The organism is Lentzea rhizosphaerae (assembly GCF_042649515.1).
GTDB lineage: Bacteria > Actinomycetota > Actinomycetes > Mycobacteriales > Pseudonocardiaceae > Lentzea > Lentzea aerocolonigenes.
Genome location: NZ_JBHRZI010000057.1, coordinates 281,384 through 305,182, shown reverse-complemented (window position 1 = coordinate 305,182; position 23,799 = coordinate 281,384). Strand labels below are relative to the sequence as shown.

The 23,799-nt window shown below is 68.3% G+C and carries 22 protein-coding genes and 1 tRNA gene; 10 read left to right on the top strand and 13 right to left on the bottom strand.

Annotated elements, in window-relative coordinates:
- Window positions 1-263: 263 nt before the first annotated feature.
- The 4 genes from ACFOWZ_RS46000 to ACFOWZ_RS45985 all read left to right on the top strand — a co-directional run bounded on the left by ACFOWZ_RS46000 (window position 264) and on the right by ACFOWZ_RS45985 (window position 3,986).
- Entirely contained in the window at window positions 264-1,358 is a 1,095-nt protein-coding gene (locus tag ACFOWZ_RS46000; protein WP_382380703.1) for an ABC transporter ATP-binding protein, read from the top strand.
- 98 nt (window positions 1,359-1,456) lie between these two features.
- A complete protein-coding gene (locus ACFOWZ_RS45995; protein WP_382380701.1) occupies window positions 1,457-2,386 on the top strand; it encodes a metal ABC transporter solute-binding protein, Zn/Mn family in 930 nt (309 codons plus the stop codon).
- The gene (locus ACFOWZ_RS45990) at window positions 2,383-3,174 is read left to right on the top strand and encodes a metal ABC transporter ATP-binding protein (RefSeq protein ID WP_382380699.1); all 792 of its coding nucleotides are present in this window, start codon (window positions 2,383-2,385) and stop codon (window positions 3,172-3,174) included. Before ACFOWZ_RS45995 ends, ACFOWZ_RS45990 begins: the two co-directional genes overlap by 4 nt.
- Window positions 3,171-3,986 carry a metal ABC transporter permease gene (locus ACFOWZ_RS45985; RefSeq protein WP_382380697.1) on the top strand — a complete coding sequence of 272 codons (816 nt, stop codon included), beginning with the start codon at window positions 3,171-3,173 and terminating at the stop codon, window positions 3,984-3,986. Before ACFOWZ_RS45990 ends, ACFOWZ_RS45985 begins: the two co-directional genes overlap by 4 nt.
- 30 nt (window positions 3,987-4,016) lie before the next feature.
- Here ACFOWZ_RS45985 and ACFOWZ_RS45980 read toward each other — a convergent pair whose 3' ends face one another.
- The 6 genes from ACFOWZ_RS45980 to ACFOWZ_RS45955 form a co-directional block, all read right to left on the bottom strand.
- Window positions 4,017-5,486 carry a GGDEF domain-containing protein gene (locus tag ACFOWZ_RS45980; protein ID WP_382380695.1) on the bottom strand — a complete coding sequence of 490 codons (1,470 nt, stop codon included), beginning with the start codon at window positions 5,484-5,486 and terminating at the stop codon, window positions 4,017-4,019.
- A gap of 208 nt (window positions 5,487-5,694) precedes the next feature.
- A complete protein-coding gene (locus tag ACFOWZ_RS45975; RefSeq protein ID WP_382381310.1) occupies window positions 5,695-6,864 on the bottom strand; it encodes an MFS transporter in 1,170 nt (389 codons plus the stop codon).
- A gap of 623 nt (window positions 6,865-7,487) precedes the next feature.
- Window positions 7,488-8,459: a 23S rRNA (guanosine(2251)-2'-O)-methyltransferase RlmB gene (gene rlmB, locus ACFOWZ_RS45970; protein ID WP_382380693.1), complete on the bottom strand. Its 972-nt coding sequence runs from the start codon at window positions 8,457-8,459 to the stop codon at window positions 7,488-7,490.
- Between the two features lie 5 nt (window positions 8,460-8,464).
- Entirely contained in the window at window positions 8,465-9,859 is a 1,395-nt protein-coding gene (cysS, locus tag ACFOWZ_RS45965; RefSeq protein WP_382380691.1) for a cysteine--tRNA ligase, read from the bottom strand.
- The gene (locus tag ACFOWZ_RS45960; RefSeq protein ID WP_382380689.1) at window positions 9,856-10,479 is read right to left on the bottom strand and encodes an HAD family hydrolase; all 624 of its coding nucleotides are present in this window, start codon (window positions 10,477-10,479) and stop codon (window positions 9,856-9,858) included. The genes cysS and ACFOWZ_RS45960 overlap by 4 nt, the downstream gene beginning before the upstream one ends.
- Window positions 10,480-10,489: 10 nt before the next feature.
- The gene (locus ACFOWZ_RS45955; protein WP_382380687.1) at window positions 10,490-11,437 is read right to left on the bottom strand and encodes a toll/interleukin-1 receptor domain-containing protein; all 948 of its coding nucleotides are present in this window, start codon (window positions 11,435-11,437) and stop codon (window positions 10,490-10,492) included.
- 53 nt (window positions 11,438-11,490) lie between these two features.
- Between ACFOWZ_RS45955 and ACFOWZ_RS45950 the strand changes: the two genes are divergently transcribed.
- Window positions 11,491-11,781 (top strand): DUF6191 domain-containing protein, encoded by a 291-nt coding sequence (locus ACFOWZ_RS45950; RefSeq protein ID WP_382380685.1) that lies wholly within the window; start codon window positions 11,491-11,493, stop codon window positions 11,779-11,781.
- Between the two features lie 130 nt (window positions 11,782-11,911).
- Here ACFOWZ_RS45950 and ispF read toward each other — a convergent pair whose 3' ends face one another.
- The 3 genes from ispF to ACFOWZ_RS45935 are packed head-to-tail and all read right to left on the bottom strand — an operon-like array spanning window position 11,912 to window position 13,591.
- Window positions 11,912-12,379, bottom strand: a complete 468-nt coding sequence (gene ispF / locus ACFOWZ_RS45945; RefSeq protein ID WP_382380683.1) for a 2-C-methyl-D-erythritol 2,4-cyclodiphosphate synthase — start codon at window positions 12,377-12,379, stop codon at window positions 11,912-11,914.
- On the bottom strand, window positions 12,376-13,068 hold the full coding sequence (gene ispD / locus ACFOWZ_RS45940; protein ID WP_382380681.1) for a 2-C-methyl-D-erythritol 4-phosphate cytidylyltransferase: 693 nt from the start codon (window positions 13,066-13,068) through the stop codon (window positions 12,376-12,378). The genes ispF and ispD overlap by 4 nt, the downstream gene beginning before the upstream one ends.
- Window positions 13,069-13,108: 40 nt before the next feature.
- Window positions 13,109-13,591, bottom strand: a complete 483-nt coding sequence (locus ACFOWZ_RS45935; RefSeq protein ID WP_030471010.1) for a CarD family transcriptional regulator — start codon at window positions 13,589-13,591, stop codon at window positions 13,109-13,111.
- Window positions 13,592-13,821: 230 nt separating this feature from the next.
- Here ACFOWZ_RS45935 and ACFOWZ_RS45930 point away from each other — a divergent pair, with 230 nt between their 5' ends.
- Window positions 13,822-14,604: a hypothetical protein gene (locus ACFOWZ_RS45930; protein ID WP_382380679.1), complete on the top strand. Its 783-nt coding sequence runs from the start codon at window positions 13,822-13,824 to the stop codon at window positions 14,602-14,604.
- Between the two features lie 92 nt (window positions 14,605-14,696).
- Here ACFOWZ_RS45930 and ACFOWZ_RS45925 read toward each other — a convergent pair whose 3' ends face one another.
- On the bottom strand, window positions 14,697-15,125 hold the full coding sequence (locus ACFOWZ_RS45925) for a DoxX family membrane protein (RefSeq protein WP_382380677.1): 429 nt from the start codon (window positions 15,123-15,125) through the stop codon (window positions 14,697-14,699).
- Between the two features lie 220 nt (window positions 15,126-15,345).
- On the opposite strand from ACFOWZ_RS45925, the gene radA reads away from it, so the two are divergent.
- The 3 genes from radA to ACFOWZ_RS45910 all read left to right on the top strand — a co-directional run bounded on the left by radA (window position 15,346) and on the right by ACFOWZ_RS45910 (window position 17,933).
- Window positions 15,346-16,731, top strand: coding sequence for a DNA repair protein RadA (gene radA / locus ACFOWZ_RS45920; RefSeq protein ID WP_382380675.1), 1,386 nt, complete (start codon window positions 15,346-15,348; stop codon window positions 16,729-16,731).
- A gap of 138 nt (window positions 16,732-16,869) precedes the next feature.
- Window positions 16,870-17,427, top strand: coding sequence for a hypothetical protein (locus ACFOWZ_RS45915; protein WP_382380673.1), 558 nt, complete (start codon window positions 16,870-16,872; stop codon window positions 17,425-17,427).
- Window positions 17,400-17,933 carry a hypothetical protein gene (locus tag ACFOWZ_RS45910; protein ID WP_382380671.1) on the top strand — a complete coding sequence of 178 codons (534 nt, stop codon included), beginning with the start codon at window positions 17,400-17,402 and terminating at the stop codon, window positions 17,931-17,933. The genes ACFOWZ_RS45915 and ACFOWZ_RS45910 overlap by 28 nt, the downstream gene beginning before the upstream one ends.
- A gap of 64 nt (window positions 17,934-17,997) precedes the next feature.
- Here the strand turns inward: ACFOWZ_RS45910 and otsB are convergent, their stop codons facing one another.
- The 3 genes from otsB to ACFOWZ_RS45895 form a co-directional block, all read right to left on the bottom strand.
- A complete protein-coding gene (gene otsB, locus ACFOWZ_RS45905) occupies window positions 17,998-20,529 on the bottom strand; it encodes a trehalose-phosphatase (RefSeq protein WP_382380669.1) in 2,532 nt (843 codons plus the stop codon).
- A 45-nt stretch (window positions 20,530-20,574) separates the two neighbouring features.
- Window positions 20,575-22,008: an alpha,alpha-trehalose-phosphate synthase (UDP-forming) gene (locus ACFOWZ_RS45900; protein ID WP_382381308.1), complete on the bottom strand. Its 1,434-nt coding sequence runs from the start codon at window positions 22,006-22,008 to the stop codon at window positions 20,575-20,577.
- Between the two features lie 70 nt (window positions 22,009-22,078).
- Entirely contained in the window at window positions 22,079-23,425 is a 1,347-nt protein-coding gene (locus ACFOWZ_RS45895; RefSeq protein ID WP_382380667.1) for a threonine/serine exporter family protein, read from the bottom strand.
- A 260-nt stretch (window positions 23,426-23,685) separates the two neighbouring features.
- On the opposite strand from ACFOWZ_RS45895, the gene ACFOWZ_RS45890 reads away from it, so the two are divergent.
- Window positions 23,686-23,758 (top strand) — tRNA-Thr (locus ACFOWZ_RS45890).
- The last annotated feature ends 41 nt before the right edge of the window (window positions 23,759-23,799 follow it).

Genomic DNA, 23,799 nt, shown 5'->3' with positions numbered 1-23,799 from the left:
GCCCCCTGTTGTTCGGCGCGAAAAGCACGTTCGGGCCGATAGATGGCCCGGACGTGCTTTTCGCGCCAAACGCGGCACCGGGGGCTCCACTGATCGTTCAGCCTCGGTAGCGGTTCAACGCCTCACTGTGCGACTTGCAGGAGCCACGACGCTGCACGTAAGCGCTTACGTTCACCAACCCTTGAACGTAAGCGCTTACGTCTGTTCCCGTAAGCGCTTGCAATCCCTAACGTCGCGCCCAGACAAGGTGAAAGGTGCGTCACATGGCTGAGGTGTCCTACGTCAAGGCGTCGCGGGTCTTCTCCGGCAACCCGCCGGTCCGCGCGGTCGACGAGCTGTCGCTCGAGGTGTCCGACGGCGAGTTCCTGGTGCTGGTCGGCCCGTCCGGTTCCGGCAAGTCGACCGCGCTGCGCATGCTCGCGGGCCTCGAGGACGTCGACGAGGGCGCCATCCACATCGGTGGCAAGGACGTCACGAACGTGCCGCCGAAGGGCCGGGACATCGCCATGGTGTTCCAGTCGTACGCGCTCTACCCGCACATGACGGTCGCGGAGAACATGGGCTTCGCGCTCAAGCTCCGCGGTGTGTCGAAGACCGAGATCAAGGCGAAGGTCGAAGAGGCCGCCAAGATGCTCGACCTCACCAAGTACCTGGAGCGCAAGCCGAAGGCGCTGTCCGGTGGTCAGCGTCAGCGTGTCGCGATGGGTCGCGCCATCGTGCGTGAGCCCTCCGTGTTCCTCATGGACGAGCCGCTGTCCAACCTGGACGCCAAGCTGCGCGTCGAGACCCGTGCGAACATCGCCGCCCTCCAGCAGCGTCTCGGCACCACGACGATCTACGTCACGCACGACCAGGTCGAGGCCATGACGATGGGCCACCGCGTCGCGGTGCTCAAGGACGGTCTGCTGCAGCAGTGCGACACGCCTCGCGCGCTGTACGACCGCCCGGCCAACGCGTTCGTCGCGGGCTTCATCGGCTCGCCGGCCATGAACCTCAAGACCGTGCCGATCACGTCGGAGGGCGCGAAGCTCGACGGCATCATCGTGCCGCTGTCCCGTGCCGCGCTCGACGCCGCCGGTGGTCTGGACGAGGTCACCTTCGGCATCCGTCCCGAGGCGCTCGGCATCGTGCCGTCGGGTGAAGAGGGCATGGAGATGACCGTCGAGCTGGTCGAGGAGCTCGGTGCCGACGCGCTCGTGCACGGTGCCGTGAAGATCGGCGACTCGTCGCAGCGCTTCGTGGTCCGCGTCGACGGCCGCACGCCGCCGACCCTGGGTCAGCACGTCAAGGTCGCCGTGCGCGACCACAGCGAGATCCACCTGTTCCACCCCGAATCGGGCGAGCGCCTGGAGGCGTGAGTCACACGCGGAAGCCCCCGGCGTGACCGCCGGGGGCTTTTTCGTGTCGTAAACTGAACTCGACAACGGTTTCCATTACCTGATCGAGGGACGGCGTGATGACTCTCCGCAACGCTCTGGTCGGCGCACTCGCCGTCGTGAGCCTGGCCGCGTGCGGCACGGCCACCCCTGCTTCGGACAGCGGAAAGATCAAGGTCGTGGCCTCCACGAACGTGTGGGGCAGCGTGGTTCAGGCCGTCGGTGGCGACGCCGTCGAGGTCAAGGCGCTGCTGGACGACCCGAGCGCCGACCCGCACTCGTACGAGAGCAAGCCGGCCGACGCCGCGCTGGTCAAGGACGCCAAGCTGGTCGTCTTCAACGGCGGTGGCTACGACGACTTCTTCGCCAAGCTGATCACCAGCGACGCGACCAAGAAGGTCGAGGCGTTCCCGCTGCGCGAGCACGACCAGGCCGAGACGACCAGCCAGGCGCCCACGAGCGAGGCGCCCGCCGGGGACGGTCACGACCACGAGCAGAACGAGCACGTCTGGTACGACCTGCACACCGTGCGCGCGGTGGCCGAGGCGGCCGCGAACGAGCTCGGTGCCATCGCGCCGGACAAGAAGACGACCTTCGAGAAGAACACCGCGGACTTCACCGCGAAGCTCGAGGAGCTCGAGAAGAAGGTCGACGGCATCGGCAAGGGCAAGAAGGTCGCCGCCACCGAGCCCATCGCGCACTACCTGCTCGACGAGACCGGTGCCGAGGACGTCACGCCCGAGGCGTTCAGCAAGGCGATCGAGGAGGAGTCGGACGTGCCGGCCGCCGCGCTCGCGGAGATGAACAAGCTCGTCGAGGGCAAGCAGATCAACGTGCTGGTGGAGAACACCCAGACCGAGAACCAGGTCACGAAGCAGGTCGTGGAGAAGGCCAAGACGGCGGGCGTGGCGGTCGTTCAGGTCACCGAGACGCTGCCCGCGGGTGTGACCAGCTACCTTGACTGGATGAGCAAGCAGGTGGACGCGCTCGCGCAGGCGCTCAAGGCATGACCGCGATCTCGCTGCGCGGGGCACGCCTGTCCTACGGGGACAGGGTGTTGTGGGACGGGCTCGACCTCGACGTCGAGCCCGGTGAGTTCCTCGCGGTCCTGGGCCCGAACGGGTCCGGCAAGACCAGCCTGATGCGGGTGCTGCTGGGGTTGCAGCCGCTGTCGTCGGGCACGGTGACCGTCGCCGGCGGCAACCAGGCCGTCGGATACATCCCGCAGCAGCGAGCGCTCGACCAGTCCATGACGTTGCGCGGCCGGGACCTCGTCGGTCTCGGCCTCGACGGCTCCCGCTGGGGCATCGGCCTGCGCCACCGCCGTGAGCGCAGGATCCGCGTCGACGCGGCCATCGAGTCCGTCGGCGCCACGCGGTACGCGGACGAACCGATCGGTCTGCTGTCCGGTGGTGAGCAGCAACGGTTGCGCGTCGCGCAGGCTCTCGTCGGCGATCCGACGGTGATGCTCTGCGACGAACCGCTGCTGTCGCTCGACCTCGCGAACCAGCGCGTGGTCTCCGAGCTGATCGACAAGCGCCGCCGTGAGGCGAACACCGCGGTCCTGTTCGTCACGCACGAGCTGAACCCGGTGCTGCCGCTCGTGGACCGGGTCCTCTACCTGGTCGGCGGCAGGTTCCGCGTCGGCACCCCGGACGAGGTCATGAACTCCCGCACGCTGTCCGAGCTGTACCGGACGCCGGTCGAGGTCGTGCGGGTGCGCGACCAGATCCTGGTCGTCGGCGCGGGTGCCTGCGAGGAACAGACCCACCACCTCACGGCGGAGGCCGCGTCGTGACGATCTTCGATCTGCTCGAGCTCGACTTCGTGCAGACCGCGTTGATCGCGGCCGCCGTGCTGGGGCTCGTCGCCGGCGTGCTCGGCCCGTTCATCGTGACCCGCAAGATGGCGTTCGCCGTGCACGGCACGAGCGAGCTCGCGTTCACCGGTGGTGCGGCGGCCCTGCTGCTCGGGATCGGTGTCGGGTACGGCGCGCTGGCCGGGTCGATCATCGCCGCGGTGCTGCTCGGGGTGTTGTCGCGGCGGGAGAGCGACCGCGACTCGGTGATCGGCGCGATCCTCGCGTTCGGGCTGGGCATGGGGATTCTCATGCTCGCCCTCTACAAAGGACGGGCTGCCAACAAGTTCGGGCTGCTGACTGGGCAGATCGTCGGGGTCGACTCGACTGATCTCACGCTGTTGGTTGTTTCGTCGGTGGCTGTGCTGGCCGTGTTGGCGTTCATCTATCGGCCGTTGTTCTTCGCGTCGGTTGATCCTGATGTGGCTGTCTCGCGCGGGGTTCCGGTGCGGGGGCTGTCGATCGTCTTCGCGGTGCTGGTCGGTGTGGCTACTGCGTTGTCGGTTCAGGTTGTCGGGGCGTTGCTGGTGTTGGCGTTGATGATCACGCCTGCGGCGGCTGCCATGCGGGTTACTGCCTCGCCGTTGCGGGCGACCGTTCTTTCCGTTGTTTTCGCGGAGGTGGCGGCGGTCGGCGGCATTCTTCTGTCGCTGCAACCGGGCCTTCCGGTTTCCGCTCTCGTCACGGCGGTGAGCTTCGTGATCTACCTCGTTTGCAGGGGGATTGGGGCGGTTCAGCGCCGGTCTGCGTGATGGAGTGCCCGGATTCCCACCTGAGCTGCGTCAGGCCGTGCGTGAGGTGATCGGCTTCGTGATGTCGTCTTGGCGCGGGGTTGGCATCAGGCGCGGCGGGATGTCCAGGCCTGCTACGCGGACCTGGTTGCGGCCGTTTTCCTTGGCCTTGTAGAGCGCTGCGTCTGCCGAGTGCTGGGCCGTGGCCATGTCCGGGCCGTTGTCGGGGATCACTGCTACGCCGATTGAGGCGCTGATCGCCTGTAGTTCCACGCCCTCTGGTTCGGTGGGCTGGATTTCGCGGCCGTAGAGGGTGACGACATTGCGGTGCTTGTCCGTGGTGGGGACGGCCAGGGAGCCGATGGCTTCGCGGATGCGTTCGGCGATCGTCACGCCTTGGGCCACTGGGGTGTCTTTCAGGGCCACTACGAATTCCTCACCGCCGTCCCTGCCTGCCACGTCGCCTGGGCGGAGTTTTTCGCGGAGGATTCGGCCCACCTCGGCCAGGACTGCGTTTCCTGCTGGGTGGCCCCAGGTGTCGTTGATGCGCTTGAAGTGGTCCAGGTCGATTACCAGGACGGTCATCGGTTCGCCGTCGAGGCGGCAGCGTTCTGCCAGGCGGCCGGCGTATTCGGCCAGGCCGTTGGTGTTCAGCAGGCCCGTTCGGTAGTCGGTGTGGGCGTCGGCTGCCAGGCGCTGGTGGAGTTGTTCCTGTTCTCGGAGGAGGCGTTCCAGGTGGGTGCGGCGTTCGCCTGCTCGGGAGAGGAGGGCGTTCACGAGGATCACTGGGACGACCAGGAGTAGTGGGCCTACCCAGTGGGAGGTCATGAGCATGCCCAGCATGGCGCCGGCGCCGAGGGTGCTCATTTCGAGCATGTTGTCGACCTTGGAGCCCAGGAAGTCGAGGACCTTCGAGTTCGGGGTGACGATCTTGAAGGCAACCGCGACTGTCATCACCTGGACGAACCAGTAGAGGACTGCGGTGATGGCCAGGATCAGGACCAGGCCGAGGTCTGTTGGGACGTTGCCCGTTGCGGCTAGGGAGACACCCGAAAGGTGGACGAGGGTCCACGAAAGGAGGGTGCTGGCCAGCATGGAGGCCGTGCCGAAGACGAAGCGGTAGGGCTGGCGGCGGGCGATCGGCTGGATCAGGATGCGCATCCAGATCGTGGCGATCACTGCCAGGCCGCCGGGGAGGGCCACTGCTGCTGCGAAGGTCCAGACCGAGGTCAGGTCGATGTGGGGGCCAGAGGCCTCGTTGCGGCGGGCCTCTTCTGCGCGGCGGACGATCGTGAGGTGGATCGTGATCGCGGCGATGAGCGCGCCGAAGCGGAGCCAGTCGGAGTTGTCGACCGAGGTCAGTCTTGTTAGCAGCCAAATGGACGCAACGGCTACGGCTGCTTCGAGCACGAAAAAGTACGCGATCGCACTAGGCGCAACGGTCCAAAGGTCCCAGTTGCGAATCGGAGTCAAGCCGAGTGCCCGCGATCGCCTGCGATCAGTCAAACTGTTCTTCACCACGACCCCCTACGCTCATGGCACTTCATGAGCTAAGCCGCCGCTGACCAGGTCGTAGACCACCACGCTGCTGCTCGTCGCAACGAGGAGGTGTCCTTCCATGCGCAACCGTGACTTCTGAACGCTGCCTCTCGTAGACCGGACTTCAATCTTGCATCTAGATCGTCCTGGTGCCTCTAACACGGATATCGCTATTGGTGACCGTTCTGTTTCAGATTGCCACCGCCTTCGTGTCGTTGCGACCTCGCGCACGTCGCCAGGCGATGGTGGCTTGTGTTGCCAGCAGCAGTCCGATACCGCCCGCTCCCGCGATCGTGGCCGTGACCGATCCGATCGAATGGGCGACGACACCGGCCAGCGCCATTCCTCCGCCCTGGCTCGAGCGCAGTGCAGCGCGCCCAATGCCATAAGCCCTTCCTCGGTACTGGTCGGGTAGCAGTCTCATCCAAGCCGAACGAGCGGGTGTGTGATAGGCCCCGCCTATACCGGCGATCACCAGCAGAACGATCGTCCAGGTCAGGTTCGGGTTGAACGCGAACATGATCAGCGGCGCCAGCGACAGGATCGCCAGGGGGCCGATCAGCCGTTCTCGCTTCGCCGGATCGCGCACGAGACGGAACAACAGCGCCACACCCAGCACGTTCGCCGCGGGTTCGATGGCGAGGATCAGGCCCACCGCCCAGACCGCGTTCAGGCTCGCCGCCAGTGGCACCGCCAGTCCTTCGGGGACCATCGCCAGGCCGGCCAGCAGCCGGACACCCAGCAAAGTCCTCAATCGCGGCTCGGAGACCATCAGGGTCAGCGCGCCGCGCGGCTCGTCGTCCTTCTTCTTGCGGCCCAGCGGATCCGCGGCCGGACGGTGCTTCACGGACGTCTGCACCAGGATCGCCAGGACGGCGAACGTGACCGCGTTGATCGCGAGCGCCACGCCGGGGTTGGTGCGGGCGACGAGGAAGCCTGCGGCGGCCAGGCCCGCCATCTGGGCTATGTCGACGGACGTGCCGAACAGCGCCACGCCGTCGTCGTAGCGCTTGGCCGGCAGCACGTGCGGGAGGCTCGCCTCCTGGGCTGCGAGGTACGGCGAGGAGATCGCCAGCACCACCACCAACAGCACGATCATCGCCCACAGCGGCATGCCGGGAATGGCCATCGCGGCCATGAGCACCGCCTGTGACCAGGCCGTCGTCACCATCACCGTGCGTCGCGGGAACCTGTCGGCGACCCAGCCGAGCAACGGGCCCGAAATCAGCGGCGGGAAGAGCGTCAACGACCAGGTGAGCGCGGTCCAGGCAGCGGATTGTGTTCGCTCGAATACGAGCAGTGACAATGCGACTGCTGCGAGTTGGTCACCGGCTGTCGAAGCGGTCGAACCGATCCACATGGCGCGGAACTCACGCAAACCAACTAGCTCGCGGAGGGCGCCACGGGTCGTCATACGGCTCCTCGGCGCGCCGCGGCCCGCACGCGACGAATCGGCACGTCCCGATTCGCTCTACGCCGAGTCACGTCGCCCCCGCCGGTAGTAATCAATTTCTATCGACAATCACGGTAGAAGCTGCCTGACCGTTCAACGTCTGTCCTACCACAGTGTGTACCTAAACGGAGCAGGCTGGTTACCTAAAGTAGTTACAATAGCGAAACGTAGAGCTGATCTTCTTCACAGTTGACCTCGGGTTCGCCTGATTGGACCCCAAATGGTCACGCTTCGTGTCAGCTGGTGCCAAACGGGTGTCACCCGCTCGGCCAACCGGTGCAACCCGCTCCGACTCCTGCCCGGCAGAACTGGTAATTGGCGAACAAGACGACCGTACCCGCGCTCGGGAGTGGCGCGGAATAGGGCACGCCGTTTGTCATCCGAGGCACCCGCAAGGTGTTGGCAAGAAGCCGAGTTCACAGTTTCCCGCCCGTGAAAGCTGAACCGGTTTCGCGGGCGGGAAAACGATCACTAACGTCGGTGAATGGTCGCGCTCAGCGTCGCGAAGCAGCCGATAACGTCAGGCGTGATCAGCCTTTGGCGTCGATCCGGCGACGGCGCGCGACCTCTGCCAGCACGACACCGGCGGCGACCGACGCGTTGAGCGACTCGACGCCCGTGGCCATCGGGATCGACACGGTCTGGTCGCAGGTCTCCTTGACCAGACGGCCGAGGCCGCGGCCCTCCGAGCCCACGACGACGACCAGCGGGCCCGTCGCGAGGTCCAGACCGTCGACGTCCACGTCACCGTCGGCGTCGAGGCCCACGATCATCAGGCCCGCCTCAGCCCAGTCGCGCAGCGTGCGGGTCAGGTTCGTGGCCATCGCGATCGGCAGCTTGGCCGCCGTGCCCGCGCTGGTCCGCCACGCCACCGCCGTCATCGACGCGCTGCGCCGCTGCGGCAGCACCACGCCGTGCGCACCGAACGCCGCGGCGGAACGCACGACGGCACCCAGGTTGCGCGGGTCCGTCACGCCGTCCAGCGCCACCAGCAGCGGCGGCTCACCGGCGCGCTGGGCGATCTCCAGCAGCTCGTTCGGGGTCGCGTACTCGTACGGCGGCACCTGCAGGCCGAGGCCCTGGTGCATCGCGCCGCCGGTGATCCGGTCGAGCTCACCGCGGGCGACCTCCAGCACGGAGATGCCCCGGTCGGCCGCCAGGCGCACGGCCTCGGCCACGCGGTCGTCCGCGTCGATGCCGAGCGCCACGTACAGCGCCGTCGCCGGCGTGCCCGCGCGCAGGCACTCCACGACGGGGTTGCGGCCCGCCACGGTCTCGGCCTGGGCCTTCTCGGTCTTCTGGCGCCGCTGCGTCTTGACCGCCTCGGTCTTCGCGACGGCCTTCGCCCGCTTGTAGGCGGGGTGGTTCGGGCGGTCCGACGCCTTCGGGGTCGGTCCCTTGCCCTGCAGGCCCTTGGACTTCTGTCCGCCGGAGCCGACGACCGCGCCCTTCTTCGAGCCCGGATTGCGCATCGCGCCCTTGCGCTTGGAGTTGCCAGCCACGGAAGTCAGTCGTCCTTCAAAGTCCACTGCGGACCGTCGGGGGTGTCCTCGACGGCGATGCCCGCCTCCAAGAGCTGGTCGCGCAACGCGTCAGAGCGTGCGAAATCCCTGCTCTTGCGGGCTTCCTGGCGCTCGACGAGCAGCCGATCAACCAGCGTGGTGAGTGCCTGCCGCATGCCGAGGTCGGCAGACGACTGGTCGTTCCACTTCGGCGACAACGGGTCGACGCCGAGGACGTCGGCCATCCGGCGCACGCACTCGGCCGCTTCGCGGGCCTTGTCGTGGTCGCCGTCGGCGAGTGCCGTGTTGCCCTGGCGCACCTTGTTGTGCAGTGCCGCCACGGCTTGAGGCGTGTTCAGGTCGTTGTCCATCGCAACGACGAAGTCCGGGCACATGTCGCCGCGCAGCTGGACCTGCCCGACGCGCTCGGCGACACGGCGCAGGAACGACTCGATGCGCCCGTACGACGTCACCGCCTCCTGCAACGCCTCTTCCGAGTACTCGATGTGCGAGCGGTAGTGCGGCGCCACCAGGTAGTACCGCAGCTCCTGGGCTCTGACCTTCTCCAGCATCACCGGGATGGACACGGTGTTGCCGAGCGACTTGGACATCTTCTCGCCGGAGAACGTCACCCAGTAGTTGTGCATCCAGTAGTTCGCGAAGCCGTCACCGGCCGCGCGCGACTGCGCCTGTTCGTTCTCGTGGTGCGGGAAGATCAGGTCGATCCCGCCGCCGTGGATGTCGAACGTGCTGCCGAGGTACGTCGTGGCCATCGCCGAGCACTCGAGGTGCCAGCCGGGCCTGCCGTTGCCCCACGGCGTCGGCCAGGACGGCTCACCGGGCTTCGCGGCCTTCCACAACGTGAAGTCGCGGGGGTCGCGCTTGCCGCGCACGGCGGTCTCGCCCTGCTCCACGGCGTCGAGCTTCTGGCCGGACAACGCGCCGTACTCGGGCAGCGAGCGCACGTCGAAGTAGACGTCGCCGTCGACGTCGTAGGCGTGGCCCTTGTCGATCAGCCGCTGCATCAGCTCGACCATCTGCGTCACGTGGCCGGTCGCCCGCGGCGCGTACGACGGCGGCAGGCAGCCCAGCGCGTCGTACGCCTTCTCGAACTCGAGCTCGTGCTTGTACGCCCACTCCCACCACGTCTTGCCGTGGTCGGCGGCCTTGGTGAGGATCTTGTCGTCGATGTCGGTGACGTTGCGGACCAGCGTCACGTCGGCGCCGTCGCGCGCCAGCCACCGACGCAGAACGTCGAAGTTGAGGCCGCTGCGGACGTGGCCGATGTGCGGGATGCCCTGCACGGTCGCCCCACACACGTAGATCGACGCCGTTCCGTTGACCTGCGGGTGGAACTCCCGCATGGACCGGCTCGCGGTGTCGTAGATGTGGAGGCTCACACGGGAATGGTACGGGCCACATCCAAAAGAGCAGTCGGGCGGTCACTCGTCGGAACCGGATTGACAAGGCGGAAGGCGCAGCCGACGGCCTCCGCGCCGCCGTCCGCCTCCTCGCTGTCGCCGACCATCACCGCGTCGCGCGGGTCGACGCCCAGCCGTTCGCAGGCGGTGGTGAAGATCTTCGGGTCCGGCTTGATCACGCCTTCCTCGTAGGAGAGCACGAACTCGTCCACGAGGTGCGTCAGCCCGAACCGCTCGAACACGGGCCGGATGTCCCAGCCGATGTTGCTGACGACCGCGACGGGGAGGTCGGCGAGGTGCGCCAGCGCGGTTTCGGTGTCCGGGTAGGGCTGCCACGACTCCGCGTCGATCAGCTGGTCGTAGAGGGCCTCGGCGTTGGCCACGTTCGAGTCGTTGAGCACCCGGACGTGCACCCAGCGGTGGACGTCGGGGTCGAGGTCGCGGCGGTACCACGCGTCGACGAGCTCGGGGTCCATGTCGTCGGCGATGCCGACCGGGGCGGTGAGCGCACGCATCAGGTCCGCGTTGGACGCCAGCTCGGGGTGTTCGAGCCGGAAGAGCGTGCCGGAGAAGTCGAAGAGCGCGGCGCGGATCGTCACGCCCTCGACTCTACGTGGTCTGGACCTTTTTCAGCTCTGCCTCGACCTCGGACGAGTCGTAGTCGATGGTCAGCGTCAGGTCGCCCGCACCTCGCTGGGCCGCGACGGCGAAGTGCTCGACGAACTCCTCGATCTGCTTCAACGGCCCGTCCGCGAGCTTCGCGGTGGCCTCGTAGAGCGCGCGGTGGCGGTCCGGCGTCGTCGTGCCGCGCAGGTCGGCGGCCCAGTCGAGCAGGTCCTCGTAGCTCTTCACGAACCGCGTGGCCAGGAGCCGGATCTTGTCCGCGTTGCCGGCCTGTCCCGCCGGGCCGAACGCCCACTGCTGCTTCTGCGGCGAGAGCACGTCCTGGACGGCGTTCAGGATCTCGTCGAACTTGCGGGTGCGAGCGGTGAAGTAGTCGATCGCGTCGGTGTCCGAGCTGAGCGAGCGCACGTTGTCCGCGAAGCCCATCTCGTGGTTGAGCTTCTTGTCCTCGAGGCCGCGCATGCTCTGCCGCACGATGTCGGTGAACGTCCGGTACTCCCAGCCGGCCTCGGGCGGGCCGACCTCGACGCCGACCTTCTTCGCGAGCATCTCGGCGAGCTGGCGCGGCGTGAAGTCCTTCAGGTCGAGGTAGCCGATGCTGGGGCGCAGACCGGGGACGGGCGTGGCGTCGAACCGGACGGGCAGCACGTACGGCCTGTGCGGGTCGTGCAGGCCGCGGGCCAGCGCGGAGCGGCGCTCGTGGATCGTCCAGATCTTCCGCACGTAGTCCTTCGACACGAACATCACGCAGAAGCGCGACTCTTCGCGGTAGACCTTGTCCAGGTACTCGGTGAGCTCCTCGCCCAGGAGCTCGTGCTGCCGCTCGTTGTCGTAGAAGTAGCGCAGTCCCAGATCCTTGAGGTGGTGGGCCACCTCTTCGACGTAGACGCGGTCCTCGCCGGCGAACGACAGGCAGATGTCGTACTTGGTCACCGTGTGGATGTTAGTGGCGGGAACCACAGTGTCGTCGCCGGAGTTGTCCAGGTATGAGCCTGGGGTTCCTGTTCGCGATGTCGTTGCCCGCGTTGGTGGTGGCGTTGTTCGTGCTCGCGGTGGTCGAGCGGTTCGCGCGCAGGAAGAAGGGCACGCCGATCGCGGCGGCGGGATTCGGAGAGCTGGGCGCGACGTTCGAGGCGGGCAAGCGCGACGAGCTCGAGTACCGCAAGGAGGAGCGGCAGCTGCGCGACGAAGAAGGTGACGGCGCGCCGCCGCGGAGCCGGGTGGACCTCGACGGCGGCACGGCTGTGATCAAGGTGCCCGAGCAGCGAAGTGGATGAACGGCGCATTTGTTCACCTCAGGTGGACAAATGCGCCGTTCATCGCCAGCGCACGAGCCTGGGCGCGGATTCGCCGACAAGTCGCCTCGACTGCCGCCAACCGTGCAGGTGTCGTTGGTCGGCGTGGCGATCAGGTTGCGCTGATCAGCAACGCCGTGGCGATCGCCGCGATGCCCTCGTTGCGGCCCGTGAGACCGAGTCCGTCGGTCGTCGTGCCGGCCACCGAAACCGGACCGCCCACGGCCTCGGAAAGGGTTTTCTGAGCTTCTTCGCGGCGCTTGCCGATGCGCGGTTCGTTGCCGATCACCTGCACTGTGGCGTTTCCCACTCGGAAACCGGCCTCCTCGACGAGGCGGCGCACCTCCGTGAGCAGGACCACGCCGTGCGCGCCGGACCAGCGTGGATCGGACGTGCCGAAGACCGCGCCCAGGTCGCCGAGGCCCGCCGCGGAGAGGAGTGCGTCACACAGCGCGTGCGAGGCGACGTCGCCGTCGGAGTGACCCGCGCACCCGTCCACGCCCTCCCACAGCAGTCCGGCGATCCAGCACTCGCGACCTGCTTCGATCGGGTGGACGTCGACGCCCTGGCCGATCCTCACTCCTGGCCTCCGCAGAAAAGTGCCTCCGCGACCGCGAGGTCGAACGGAGTGGTGATCTTCATGGCATGCGCGTGTCCGGGAACCGTGTGGACCTCGCCACCGTTCTGCTCTACAAGACCCGCGTCATCAGTCGCGGCAACAGCGGCGCTGTAGGCGGCTCTGAGAGTTTCGGCACGGAAACCCTGCGGGGTCTGGACGACCCGCAGACCGGCTCGGTCAGGTGTGGAGACGACCACTCCGACCTCGTTCACCTGCTTGATCGTGTCGGCGACCGGAAGCACGGGGATGACGGCGTCGTGCCCGTCGCGCACAGCGGCCACGACGCCCGCGATGACCTCGGGAGGGGTGAAAGCACGGGCCGCGTCGTGCACCAGCACGATCGAGGTGTCCGGAATCACGCGGAGCGCGTGTTCGAGGGCGAGGCGCACCGAATCGGAGCGCTGCGCGCCCCCCGAAAGCACGTGCACCGCCCCGCCGGCGGGAGCCAGCGAGGCGGTTGCGGTGTGCACTTGATCCACATCGGACGGTGGAGCGGCGATGACGACGTGCTGAACCTGGCCTGACGCGAACAGACCTTGAACGGCACGGGTCAAGAGCGGTACTCCGTCGACCGGCACGAGCGCCTTGGGCATCCCGTAGCCCAGACGCTCACCCCGCCCTGCCGCAGGCACGAGCGCGACAACACTCATGTTGCGACTTTGTCCGATGCTCTGTGTTTTGTGTTGAAAACTAGGACGCGAGAACTTCGTCGAGGAGAACCTCGGCCTTGTCCTCGTCGGTGCCCTCGGCCAGCGCCAGCTCGCTGACCAGTATCTGCCGAGCCTTCGCCAGCATTCGCTTCTCACCGGCGGACAGCCCGCGATCCTTCTCGCGCCGCCAGAGGTCGCGCACCACTTCCGCAACCTTGTTCACGTCGCCGGAGGCGAGCTTCTCAAGGTTGGCCTTGTACCGCCGAGACCAGTTGGTCGGCTCCTCGGTGTGGGGAGCACGCAAGACCTCGAAGACCCGGTCGAGCCCTTCCTGGCCGACAACGTCGCGCACGCCTACGATCTCGGCGTTGTCTGCGGGAACCCGAACGGTGAGGTCGCCCTGCGCCACCTTGAGAACGAGGTACTTCTTCTCCTCGCCCTTGATCACGCGGGTCTCGATTGCTTCGATGAGAGCGGCACCGTGGTGCGGGTAGACGACGGTCTCTCCGACCTTGAAAACCATGTGTCCTCTGCCCCTTTCGCTTCCTCCATCCTAACACGTCCGGCAACCCTTCCCACGCAGGTCGATGATCCGTTAGTGCTGGTCAGGGCCGTGTGGGGGGTTGACAAACCACCTGTTTGCGTGCAACGTACGGGCTTGTCAAGATCGATTGGCACCACGTCGCGTCCCCTTTCCGGGCCCCGGTTAGGCTCTTTGCCTGGTGGTTGTTCCCTAGGAAGGACGCTGGAGCCGTGAACTCAGGAGTGTCTCGCCGGTTGATCGTGACGGCAGCGCTGGCCGCGGGCCTCGGCCTGGTGGCGGTCGGCTGCAGCGCCGGTCAGGTCACCCAGACCGACACCCAGGTCGCCGCCGTGGACGGTGCGAGCGGAAACGCGGGCCCGATCGCGGTGCGCAACGTCATGCTGGCGTTCCCGCCGGACGGCAACCGCTACCACGAGGGTGACGACGTGCCGATGACCTTCGTCATCGCGAACACGGGCGAGACCCCGGACAAGCTGCTGTCGATCAAGTCCGACGCCGCCGAGGGCGAGGCCGAGATCGTGGGCGGCAAGGACATCCCGGCCCGGTACGCGCTGCAGGCGGAGTACGACGCCTCGAAGGCCCCGACGAAGACCTCCGCGCCTTCGTCCTCGTCGCACGCCGCCTCGTCGTCGCACGCGCCTTCGTCGACCTCCGGGGCTCCGTCTTCGACCTCGGGTGCGCCGTCGTCGACTTCGGGTGCCCCGACCACGACCACGGGCGCTCCGTCGTCGTCCACCGGCTCGCCGTCGTCCTCCGGCCGTCCGTCGGGTTCGTCCGTCGCGCCGACCTCGTCGTCGGCCGCGATCCCGGCCGACCTCGAGGTGCTGAAGGTCCGCTGCACGCTGAAGAAGGTCAACCGCGACATCGTGGCGGCGCAGACCGTGAAGATCACGTTCCTCTTCGAGAAGGCCGGTTCGGTCACGCTCGAGGTGCCGATCGCGCCGTCCGAGCACAAGCGCGTGAGCGAGGGCCACGAGACCGCCGGTCACTGAGTTTTCGGCCGCTGCTTCGCAGACGGCAGGACGTTGAAAACGCCGCTCCCTCCTGGTGAGGGGGCGGCGTTCTTCGTGCTCTCGTGTTCTCGTCACGCGGCCTTGAGCATCGGGCGGAACCGGTCGCGGTAGGCCCACGCCAGGCCGATCTCCGCGGCGACCACGAGCAGCGCCATGACGGTTCCGCTGGGCTCCAGGAACACGTGGAACAGGAAGATGTTCACGACCATCGGGGCCAGCATCGCGAGCGCCAGCGGCACGAACCGGCCGACGACCAGCAGCACGCCGGAGACCAGCTGGACCGCGGACGCGAGCTGCAGCATGTAGCCGGTCGCGTAGAGGGCCGCGCTGAACGCGACGCCTTCCGGCGCCATCGTGCTGGGGTCCGGTGCGGGCATGAACATCAGGAAGCCGTTCAGACCGGTCGTGGCGAACAGCAGGCCGGTCAGCACGCGGGTGACGACGGTGGCGTAGCGGCCGAGGGCGAACTTGCGGGTCTGGGTCGCGGTTGCGGTGGTCACTGTGTCCTCCAGGCTGTCGTGTCCTTCCACTGATGCGTCGAACGGGCTGCGGGGTGGATCGACAATCTGCCGAGAAAAATCTTGGAAAGTTTCTGGTCGTGGTCTGACCTGGCCGGAGATCGCGAGTTCGTGTCGGATGACCGACTTGAAGACGATCTCGCCGCCGTCTGCGAAGCAGCGGCCATCAGAACTGTCGGTGGTGTCCTCTAACGTTCGCGTCGTGGCGAAGACAGCGCGGCCGATCTTCCGGTGTGCCGAGTGCGGGCACGAGCTGGCGAAGTGGTTCGGCCGCTGCCCCGAATGTCAGGCGTGGGGCAGCATCGAGGAACGCGGCACCGCGTCGGTGACGCGCGTCGTGGCCGGCGCGCCCACGTCGGCGGCCCGGCCGATCGGCGAGGTCGACATCGAGTCGGCGCGGGCGCTGTCGACGGGCGTCGGTGAGTTCGACCGCGTGCTGGGCGGCGGACTCGTGCCGGGTGCCGTCGTGCTGCTGGCGGGCGAGCCGGGCGTCGGCAAGTCGACGTTGCTGCTCGAGACCGCGCACCGCTGGGCCGAGTCGCACGGGCGCTGCCTCTACGTCACGGGCGAGGAGTCGGCGGGCCAGGTGCGGCTGCGCGCCGAACGCACCGGCAACCTCCACCCCGAGATGTACCTGGCGGCCGAGAGCGAGCTCAGCGCGTTGCTGGGCCAGGTCGACCAGGTGAAGCCGTCGATGCTGATCGTCGACTCCGTGCAGACCATGTCGACGGTGAGCGTCGTGGGCACGCCCGGCGGCGTCACGCAGGTGCGAACCGTCGCGTCGGGCCTGATCGCGATGGCCAAGGAACGCGGTCTGCCGGTAGTGCTGGTCGGCCACGTGACCAAGGACGGATCCGTTGCGGGACCACGAGTCCTGGAGCACCTGGTCGACGTCGTGCTGCAGTTCGAGGGCGACCGCCACTCGTCGCTGAGGCTGCTGCGCGGCATCAAGAACCGGTACGGCGCTGCGGACGAGGTGGGCTGCTTCGAGCTGCGCGACGACGGCATCGTGGGCGTGCCGGACCCGTCGGGCCTGTTCCTCACGCGCCGCGAGAAGGCCGTCGAGGGCACCTGTGTGACGGTGATCGTCGAAGGCAAGCGGCCGATGCTGGGCGAGGTGCAGGCCTTGGTGGCCAAGACGAACCTCCCCGCACCCCGCCGCGCCGTCAGCGGCCTCGACTCCGCACGGATCTCGATGGCGCTGGCCGTGCTGGAGAAGCGCGGCAAGGTCAACCTGTTCCAGAAGGACGTCTTCACCGCGACCGTGGGCGGCATGCGACTCGTGGAACCCGCCGCCGACCTGGCCGTGGTGCTGGCGGTGGCCTCGGCGGAACGGGAGATCGCCCTGCCCGCGGACCTGGTGGTGCTCGGCGAGGTGGGCCTCGCCGGCGAGATCCGCCGGGTCAACGGCGTCGGCAAGCGGCTCACCGAGGCGGCCAGGCTGGGCTTCAAGAAGGCGCTGGTGCCACCGGACCACGGCCCGCTGCCGGACGGGGTGCGGGCGCTGGTGGCGAACGACCTGGTGTCGGCGTTGGAGGTGCTGGGGCTGAACCGGCGGATGCGGGCGGTCAAGAACGAGGACGAGTGAGCTGCTGTGTCGTGCAGTCGCGCTGGTGTCCGGTACCGCGCGATCATGTGGCCGCGCTGATACCCGGCGAGGCGCGCAGCGATGCCCCAGGTGCTGCGGAGGCTGTGGGCTTGACCCGGCGGATGCGCGTGAACGCCGATGACTGAGCTGCTGCGTCGTGCCGCCTCGCTCGTGCCCGCCGACGCCCGCAGCGATGCCGGGTGTTCCGCCGCGGACATCCTTGAGTACCTCGACCAGGACGAGTGGGAGTTCGCGCTCGACCTCCTCGGCGACTTCGACGGCATCGCCTGGCAGACCCCGGAGTACTGGAAGCTGCTGGCGGCCGCGGCAGAAGAGTTGTACCTGCCGTCCAAGTGGTTCCACTGGCGCGAGGCCGAGACGCGGAACGGTCTGATCCGCGTCGATCTCCAGCTGGTGCCCGGCGCGCGGAAGATGCCGATCTCCGGCGCGGGCGTGCTGCGGCCGTTGTGGGACGTGGGTGGCGGTGACCTGCGGACGGCCGTGATGTGGGTCGAGTCGAAGCCCGAGCTGGAACCTGGCGGGCGGGCGGTGGTGAGGCTGCTGCCGCTGTCGCCGGAAGCGTGGCGGCATCTCAAAAAAGGGGACGTGCTCACCATGCACGAGGCGCCGCCCGTGGCCGGTGAGGCGACCGTGATCCAATATCACGGGTGTTGGGGAGACACGACCGCGAGATAGGCGAGTTGTTGCGGTTCGCCGCGCGCATGGTGCCGGCGGAGGTGCAGAGCGAGGACGTGCTCGACCACCTCGACCACGAGGAGTGGGAGCTGGTGCTCGACCTGCTGGGTGAGTTCGACGGCAACACCTGGCAGACGCCGCGTTACTGGGCCCTGCTGGCCGAGGCGGCGGTTCAGATGGAGGCGGACGAGGCCTGGTTCCAGTGGCGGTGCGTGGAGTCGATCCAAGGGCTGCTGCGGGTCGAGCTGGTGCTGTCGCGTGACGCGGAACCGTTGCAGGCCAGGGGAGAGCGGCCCACTTGGGACCTGACGGGCAACGACCGGCGGGTGGCTGCGCTGTGGATCGAGTCCAAGCCCGTGCTGGGGCCTGGGGAGCGCGCTACGGCACGGTTGCGGCCGTTCGTGCCGCCGGCGTGGGTGCACCTCTTCAAAGGCGACGTGATCGCGCTGGAGGGCAGTTCGCCGGGCACCGCGAAGATCATCGAACGCGTCCCGCCGCGTCCCTGAAACGTCACGCGGGGGCCCCACATTTCCTCCAGGGAAACGCGGGGCCCCCGCGTGACAGGAAAATTTACTGCGAGAGCAGCTGGGCGCAGCGGATCAGGCCCAGGTGCGAGTACGCCTGCGGGTGGTTGCCCAACGAGCGCTCCGCCACCGGGTCGTACTCCTCGGGCAGCAGGCCGGTGGGGCCCGCGGCCGCGACGATCTGGCCGAACAGCTCCTCGGCCTCGGTGCGGCGGCCGGTCAGCAGGTAGGCCTCGATCATCCACGCCGCGCACAGGTGGAAGCCGCCCTCGTCGCCCGGCAGGCCGTCGTCGCGGTGGTAGCGGTACACGGTCGAGCCGGACCGCAGCTCCGCCTCGATGGCGGTCACCGTCGACTGGAAGCGCTCGTCGGTCGGGTCGATCAACCCGGACAGGCCGACGAACAGGGACGCCGCGTCCAGGTCGTCGCCGTCGTAGGCCGTCGTGAACGACTGGACCTCGTCGTTCCAGCCGTTCTTCAGCACGTCCGTGGCGATCGTGTCGCGCAACGGCACCCACGACGGGTCCAGCTCGCGGCCGAACTGCTCGCCGAGCTTGATCGCGCGGTCGATGGTCAGCCAGCACATGACCTTCGAGTACACGTGGTGGCGCGGTGCGTGCCGCTCCTCCCAGATGCCGTGGTCGGGCTCGTGCCAGCGCCGTGAGACGGCCTCGGCCATCGCCTGGACCATCGCCCAGTCGTGGTCCGACAACGAGCCGCGCGCGGACGCCAGCTGCACGACCAGGTCGACGACCGGGCCGAACACGTCGAGCTGCACCTGCTGGTTCGCGAGGTTGCCGACGCGGACCGGACGCGAACCCGCGTAGCCCGGCAGCGTGTCGATCACGGCCTCGGCGCCGAGCTGGGTGCCGTGCAGCGTGTACAGCGGGTGCAGGCGCTCCGGGCCCGGGATGGTCTCCAGGACGCCGTGCAGCCACGCCAGGAAGCCGTCGGCCTCCGCGAACGAGCCCACGGACACCAGGGCGGCGGCGGTCATCGCGCCGTCGCGCAGCCAGCAGTAGCGGTAGTCCCAGTTGCGGACGCCGCCGAGCTCTTCCGGCAGCGACGTCGTGGCCGCGGCCATGATCGAGCCGGAGTCCTTGTGCACCAGGCCGCGCAGCGTCAACGCCGAACGCAGCACCAGGTCCGTCTGGACCGTCGGCAAACGGAGGCCCGCCGCCCAGTCCGACCAGTAGCCGGCCGCGCGGTCACGGCGCACCGACTCCGGAGAGGCGTGCTCGGAGATGTCGTCGGTGCCGCAACGCAGCTCCAGCAACACCGGCGCACCCTCGCGCGGACGCACGACAGCGCGTGCGGTCTCCTGCACGCCGTCGGAGGTGATCTCCCAGTCGACGCCCGGCGACCGCAGCACCATCGGGTCCGAGGTGCCGACGACGCGCAGGCCGTCGCGCTCGCGGATGAAGCGCACCGGCACCTGGCCGAACTCCGGCCGCGGCGCGAACGTGATCACCGCGTTGGTCGAGCCGGAGATCCGGCGCACCAGGTCCGTGCGGTGCGAGGCGAGGTCGTGCTCCAGGTAGTCGGTGACCAGGAGCCGCGACCAGCGGGTCTCGACGATCATCGTGCCCGGCAGGTAGCGCTGGCCCAGCGGCAGCGAACCGTGCTCCGGCTTGATCGAGAAGTGGCCCGCGGCCGGACCGCCCAGCAGGTCCGCGAAGATCGCGGCCGAGTCCGGTTCCGGGTGGCACAGCCAGTTGACCTTGGCGTCCGGCGTGACCAGCGCGACCGAACGCTCGTTCGCGAGCATGGTCAGCCGCTCGATCGGCACGGCCTGGTCGCCGTGCAGCCACGCCCGGCGCTCCTCCAGGAGGAACGCCAGCACCGTGGCGACGTCGGCCGGGTCGTTCACGTAGTGCTCGGCGAGCGACTCGCCGGCACCGACGCGGATGCCCAGGTCGGGGCCGGACAGGCGGGCGAACGCCTTCTCGTCCGTCACGTCGTCGCCCAGGAAGATCGCCGCGGTGGCGCCGACCTGGTGACGCAGGATGTCGAGGGCGTGGCCCTTGTCGGTCTCGACGACGGCGAGCTCGATGACGGCCTTGCCCTCGGTGACCTGCACACCTTCCCAGGTGCACGGGCCGGAGCGGACGGCGTCGAGCACCGCTTCGCCGACGGCCTCGCTCACGGCACGGCGCACGTGCACCGCGACCGACGCGGGCTTGACCTCGAGGTGCACGCCCTCGCGGCCGTCGACGATCTCTTCGAGCTCGGCCTCGATGCGCCGCAGCAACGCCTTGGCGCCTGCGTCGAGCGCGTGGACGAAGCCGACGTCGAACTCGGAGCCGTGCGAGCCCACCAGGTGGACCTCGCCCGGCAGGCGGGAAAGGGTGGCCAGATCGCGCAGCGCACGGCCGGAGATCACGGCTGAGGTGGTCTCGTGCAGGCTCGCGAGCGAACGCAGCGCGTTCACGGACTCGGGCAGCGGGCGGGCCTGCTCCGGGTCGCTCACGATCGGCGCGAGTGTTCCGTCGTAGTCGCTGGCGACCAGAAGTCGCGGGGTGCGGGCGATCTGGCAGATGGCTCTGCGCAGTTCGGCGGGGAGGGCCTCGGCGGTCAACGCCCCTCCTGGAGCACTCGTCGGGTCAATGGGATCTGAAAGGATTCAGACCGAGGTCTGCGTGCCCAACGCCTCCAGGAACGACCTCGCCCAGCGGTCGACGTCGTGGGTGAGGACTTGGCGGCGCAGCGCGCGCATCCTACGGCGGCCTTCAGCAGGATCGATGTCGAGGGCGGCCTGCAGAGCGTTCTTGACACCGTCCAGATCATGGGGGTTCACCAGGAACGCACTGGTCAGTTCTGCGGCAGCGCCGGCGAACTCGCTGAGCACCAGAGCTCCACCAAGATCATATCGGCAGGCCACGTACTCCTTGCACACGAGGTTCATTCCGTCCCGAACAGGCGTGACGACCATGACGTCCGCCGCGCTCATGAACGCGACGAGCTCCTCGCGGTTCACCGACTGGTGCAGGTAGTGCACGACGGGCTTGCCGACCCGGCCGAACTCGCCGTTGATCCGGCCGACGGACTGCTCGATGTCCTGGCGCATCGTCTTGTAGTGGTCGACGCGCTCACGGCTGGGCGTGGCGAGCTGGACCATCGTGACGTCCTCCGGGTCCACGCGTCCGTCCGCGATCAGCTCGTACAGAGCGCGGATCCGGACGTCGATGCCCTTCGTGTAGTCGAGACGGTCCACGCCCAGCAGGATGCGCTTCGGGTTGCCCAGGTCCTCTCGAATCTGCCTCGCGCGGGCCTGCGTCTCCTTGCGTCGCGCCACCGCGTCGAGGCCCGCGCTGTCGATCGAGATCGGGAACGCGCCCACGCGCACGGTGCGGTCGCCGACCTGCACGACACCGGGCCGGGTGCGGACGCCGACGGTGCCGCGGCTCGGCTCCAGGCCGACCAGGCGCCGGGCCAGCCAGAGGAAGTTCTGCGCGCCACCGGGCCGGTGGAAGCCCACCAGGTCGGCGCCGAGCAGGCCGCGGATGATCTCCGTGCGCCACGGGAGCTGCATGAACAGCTCGACCGGCGGGAACGGGATGTGCAGGAAGAAGCCGATCTTGAGGTCGGGCCGCTGCTCGCGCAGCATCGCCGGGACGAGCTGCAGCTGGTAGTCCTGCACCCACACGGTCGCGCCCTGGGCGGCGACCTTCGCGGTCGCGTCGGCGAACCGCTGGTTGACCCGCACGTAGGAGTTCCACCAGTGCCGGTGGAACGCGGGCTGCGCGACGACGTCGTGGTAGAGCGGCCACAGCGTGCCGTTGGAGAAGCCCTCGTAGTAGTCCTCGACCTCTTTCGCGGACAGCTCGACCGGGTGCAGCAGCAGGCCGTCGTCCTCGAACGGAGCGACCTCGGCGTCGGCCACACCCGGCCAGCCGACCCACGCGCCGCTGTGTGAGCGGAGGAACGGTTCGAGCGCGCTCACCAACCCGCCGGGGCTGTGCTTCCACCGTTCTGTTCCGTCGGGCAAGCGCTCCAGGTCAACCGGCAGCCGGTTGGCCACGACTACGAATTCCGCCCCGTTCTCGCCAATGTCCATGCTCACAAACACCGAGGCTAGTGCGGACGCGTGTCCGGGGCGTGTCGTGTAACCCCCGTCACAGCCAGGTTCACTCCAACCGACGCTTGGTGGGTTTGAGCGGCCCGGACATGCGCGGACCAGCGAACTTCCGCTCCAGGCGACCCAGTCCGGTGCGCACCGGCTGGGCCAGGTACTCGCCGAACACCACCCCTCCGGCCAGGGCGAGAGCAATACCACTCGCGAACACCAAAGTGCTCAAACCGGCCGGATCGCCCTCCGCGGTGAGCTGGAACAGCCCCCGGTAGGTGGTCCAGCCGGGCAGCAGCGGCACGACCCCTGCCTGCACGACGACCAGCGTCGGGATGCGCAACCGGCGGGTCATGGTCGCGCCGCCGAACCCGGTGATCGCGGCGGCGACGGCGGACCCGAGCAGCGCGTCGAGACCGAACGAGGTCACCAGGCCGTAGGCGGCGGTGCCGATCGCGCCGGAGATGGCGGCGGCGACGAGCGCACGGGGCCGGGCGTAGCAGGCGAGCGCGAAGAACGCGCTGGTCGCCGCACCGGCCGCGAACTGCATCGGCACCGCGGAGATCAACGGTGGCAGCGGGTCGGTCAGCTTGATCTGGAGTCCGAAGTGGACGGCCGTGCGGATGGCGAGCGCGACGCCCGCGATCAGACCGGCGCTGAGCAGCACGGTCTCGACGGTGCGGCCGGCGGCGGTGACGTTGTAGCCGGAGATCGCGTCCTGCACGGTGCTGACCAGGGCGAGCCCGGAGAGCAGCACGACGATGCCGACGGCGACCAGCAGGCTCGGGCGGACGTTGGGCAGCAGTCCGGTGGCGAACACGGTGAGCGCGGCGCCCGTGGCGAGCGCACCGCCGACGACCTGCTGGAAGAAGAAGGGCAGCGCACGGCGGTTGAGGATCCGGCCAACCCGGTCGATCACGGCGGTGACGACCCCGGCGGTGATCGCGAGCTCCAGCCCGCCGCCGACGAGGAACGCGACGGCCGCGGCCATGCCCGCCCAGGCGACGGTGGCGACCCAGCGCGGGTACGGGTGCTTGGCCGTGGTGATGTTCTCGAGCTCGGCGTGCGCGTCCTCGATGGGCCCGAGGTTCCGCACGAGGTGCTCGACGGCGGCCAGCCGCGTGTAGTCGAGACTGCGCTGCCGGACGACCCGGACCGCGGTGATCGGCGGCGCGTCCGTCCCCCTGTGACAGGAAACGCTGATGGAGGTGTAGATCACGTCGACTTCCGTGTGCGGAAGTCCATAGCTCTCGGTAACGGAAAGAATCGTCGCTGTCACGTCGGCCGCACCGGCCCCACTGGCCATTTGGACCTCGCCGATCTTCAGTGCGAGATCGAGTACCAGGTGAACAGTGGTGTCGTCGGGCAGCGCGGGGCCGTGCAGGTTGTTCGTGGAAATCTCGTGCACCTCCGTCGTGTGATCGTGAGGAGTCCTTCGACTGTTGCTGTGTCGTCGACCACCTCCGATCGGGCGACCCGAAAAGGAGGACATGATCACTGTCTGTTGGTTACCCTCCTGACCTGGTCAAGGCGGCCTGCCGGGCGCTTTGAGCCACTCAGTTGGTTGGTCCGACTCCGGTCGGAGCAATCCGATCACACTGAGAGCAGACCGTTCGCCGCAGGTAGCACCCGCAACGGGCGCTTACCATGTTCGCGAACACGAGCCAGGCCGGCGTAGCTCAATTGGCAGAGCACTCGCCTTGTAAGCGAAAGGTTAGGGGTTCGATTCCCCTCGCCGGCTCTTCAACAACGAGGGTTCGCCCAGGTGGGCGGGCCCTCGTC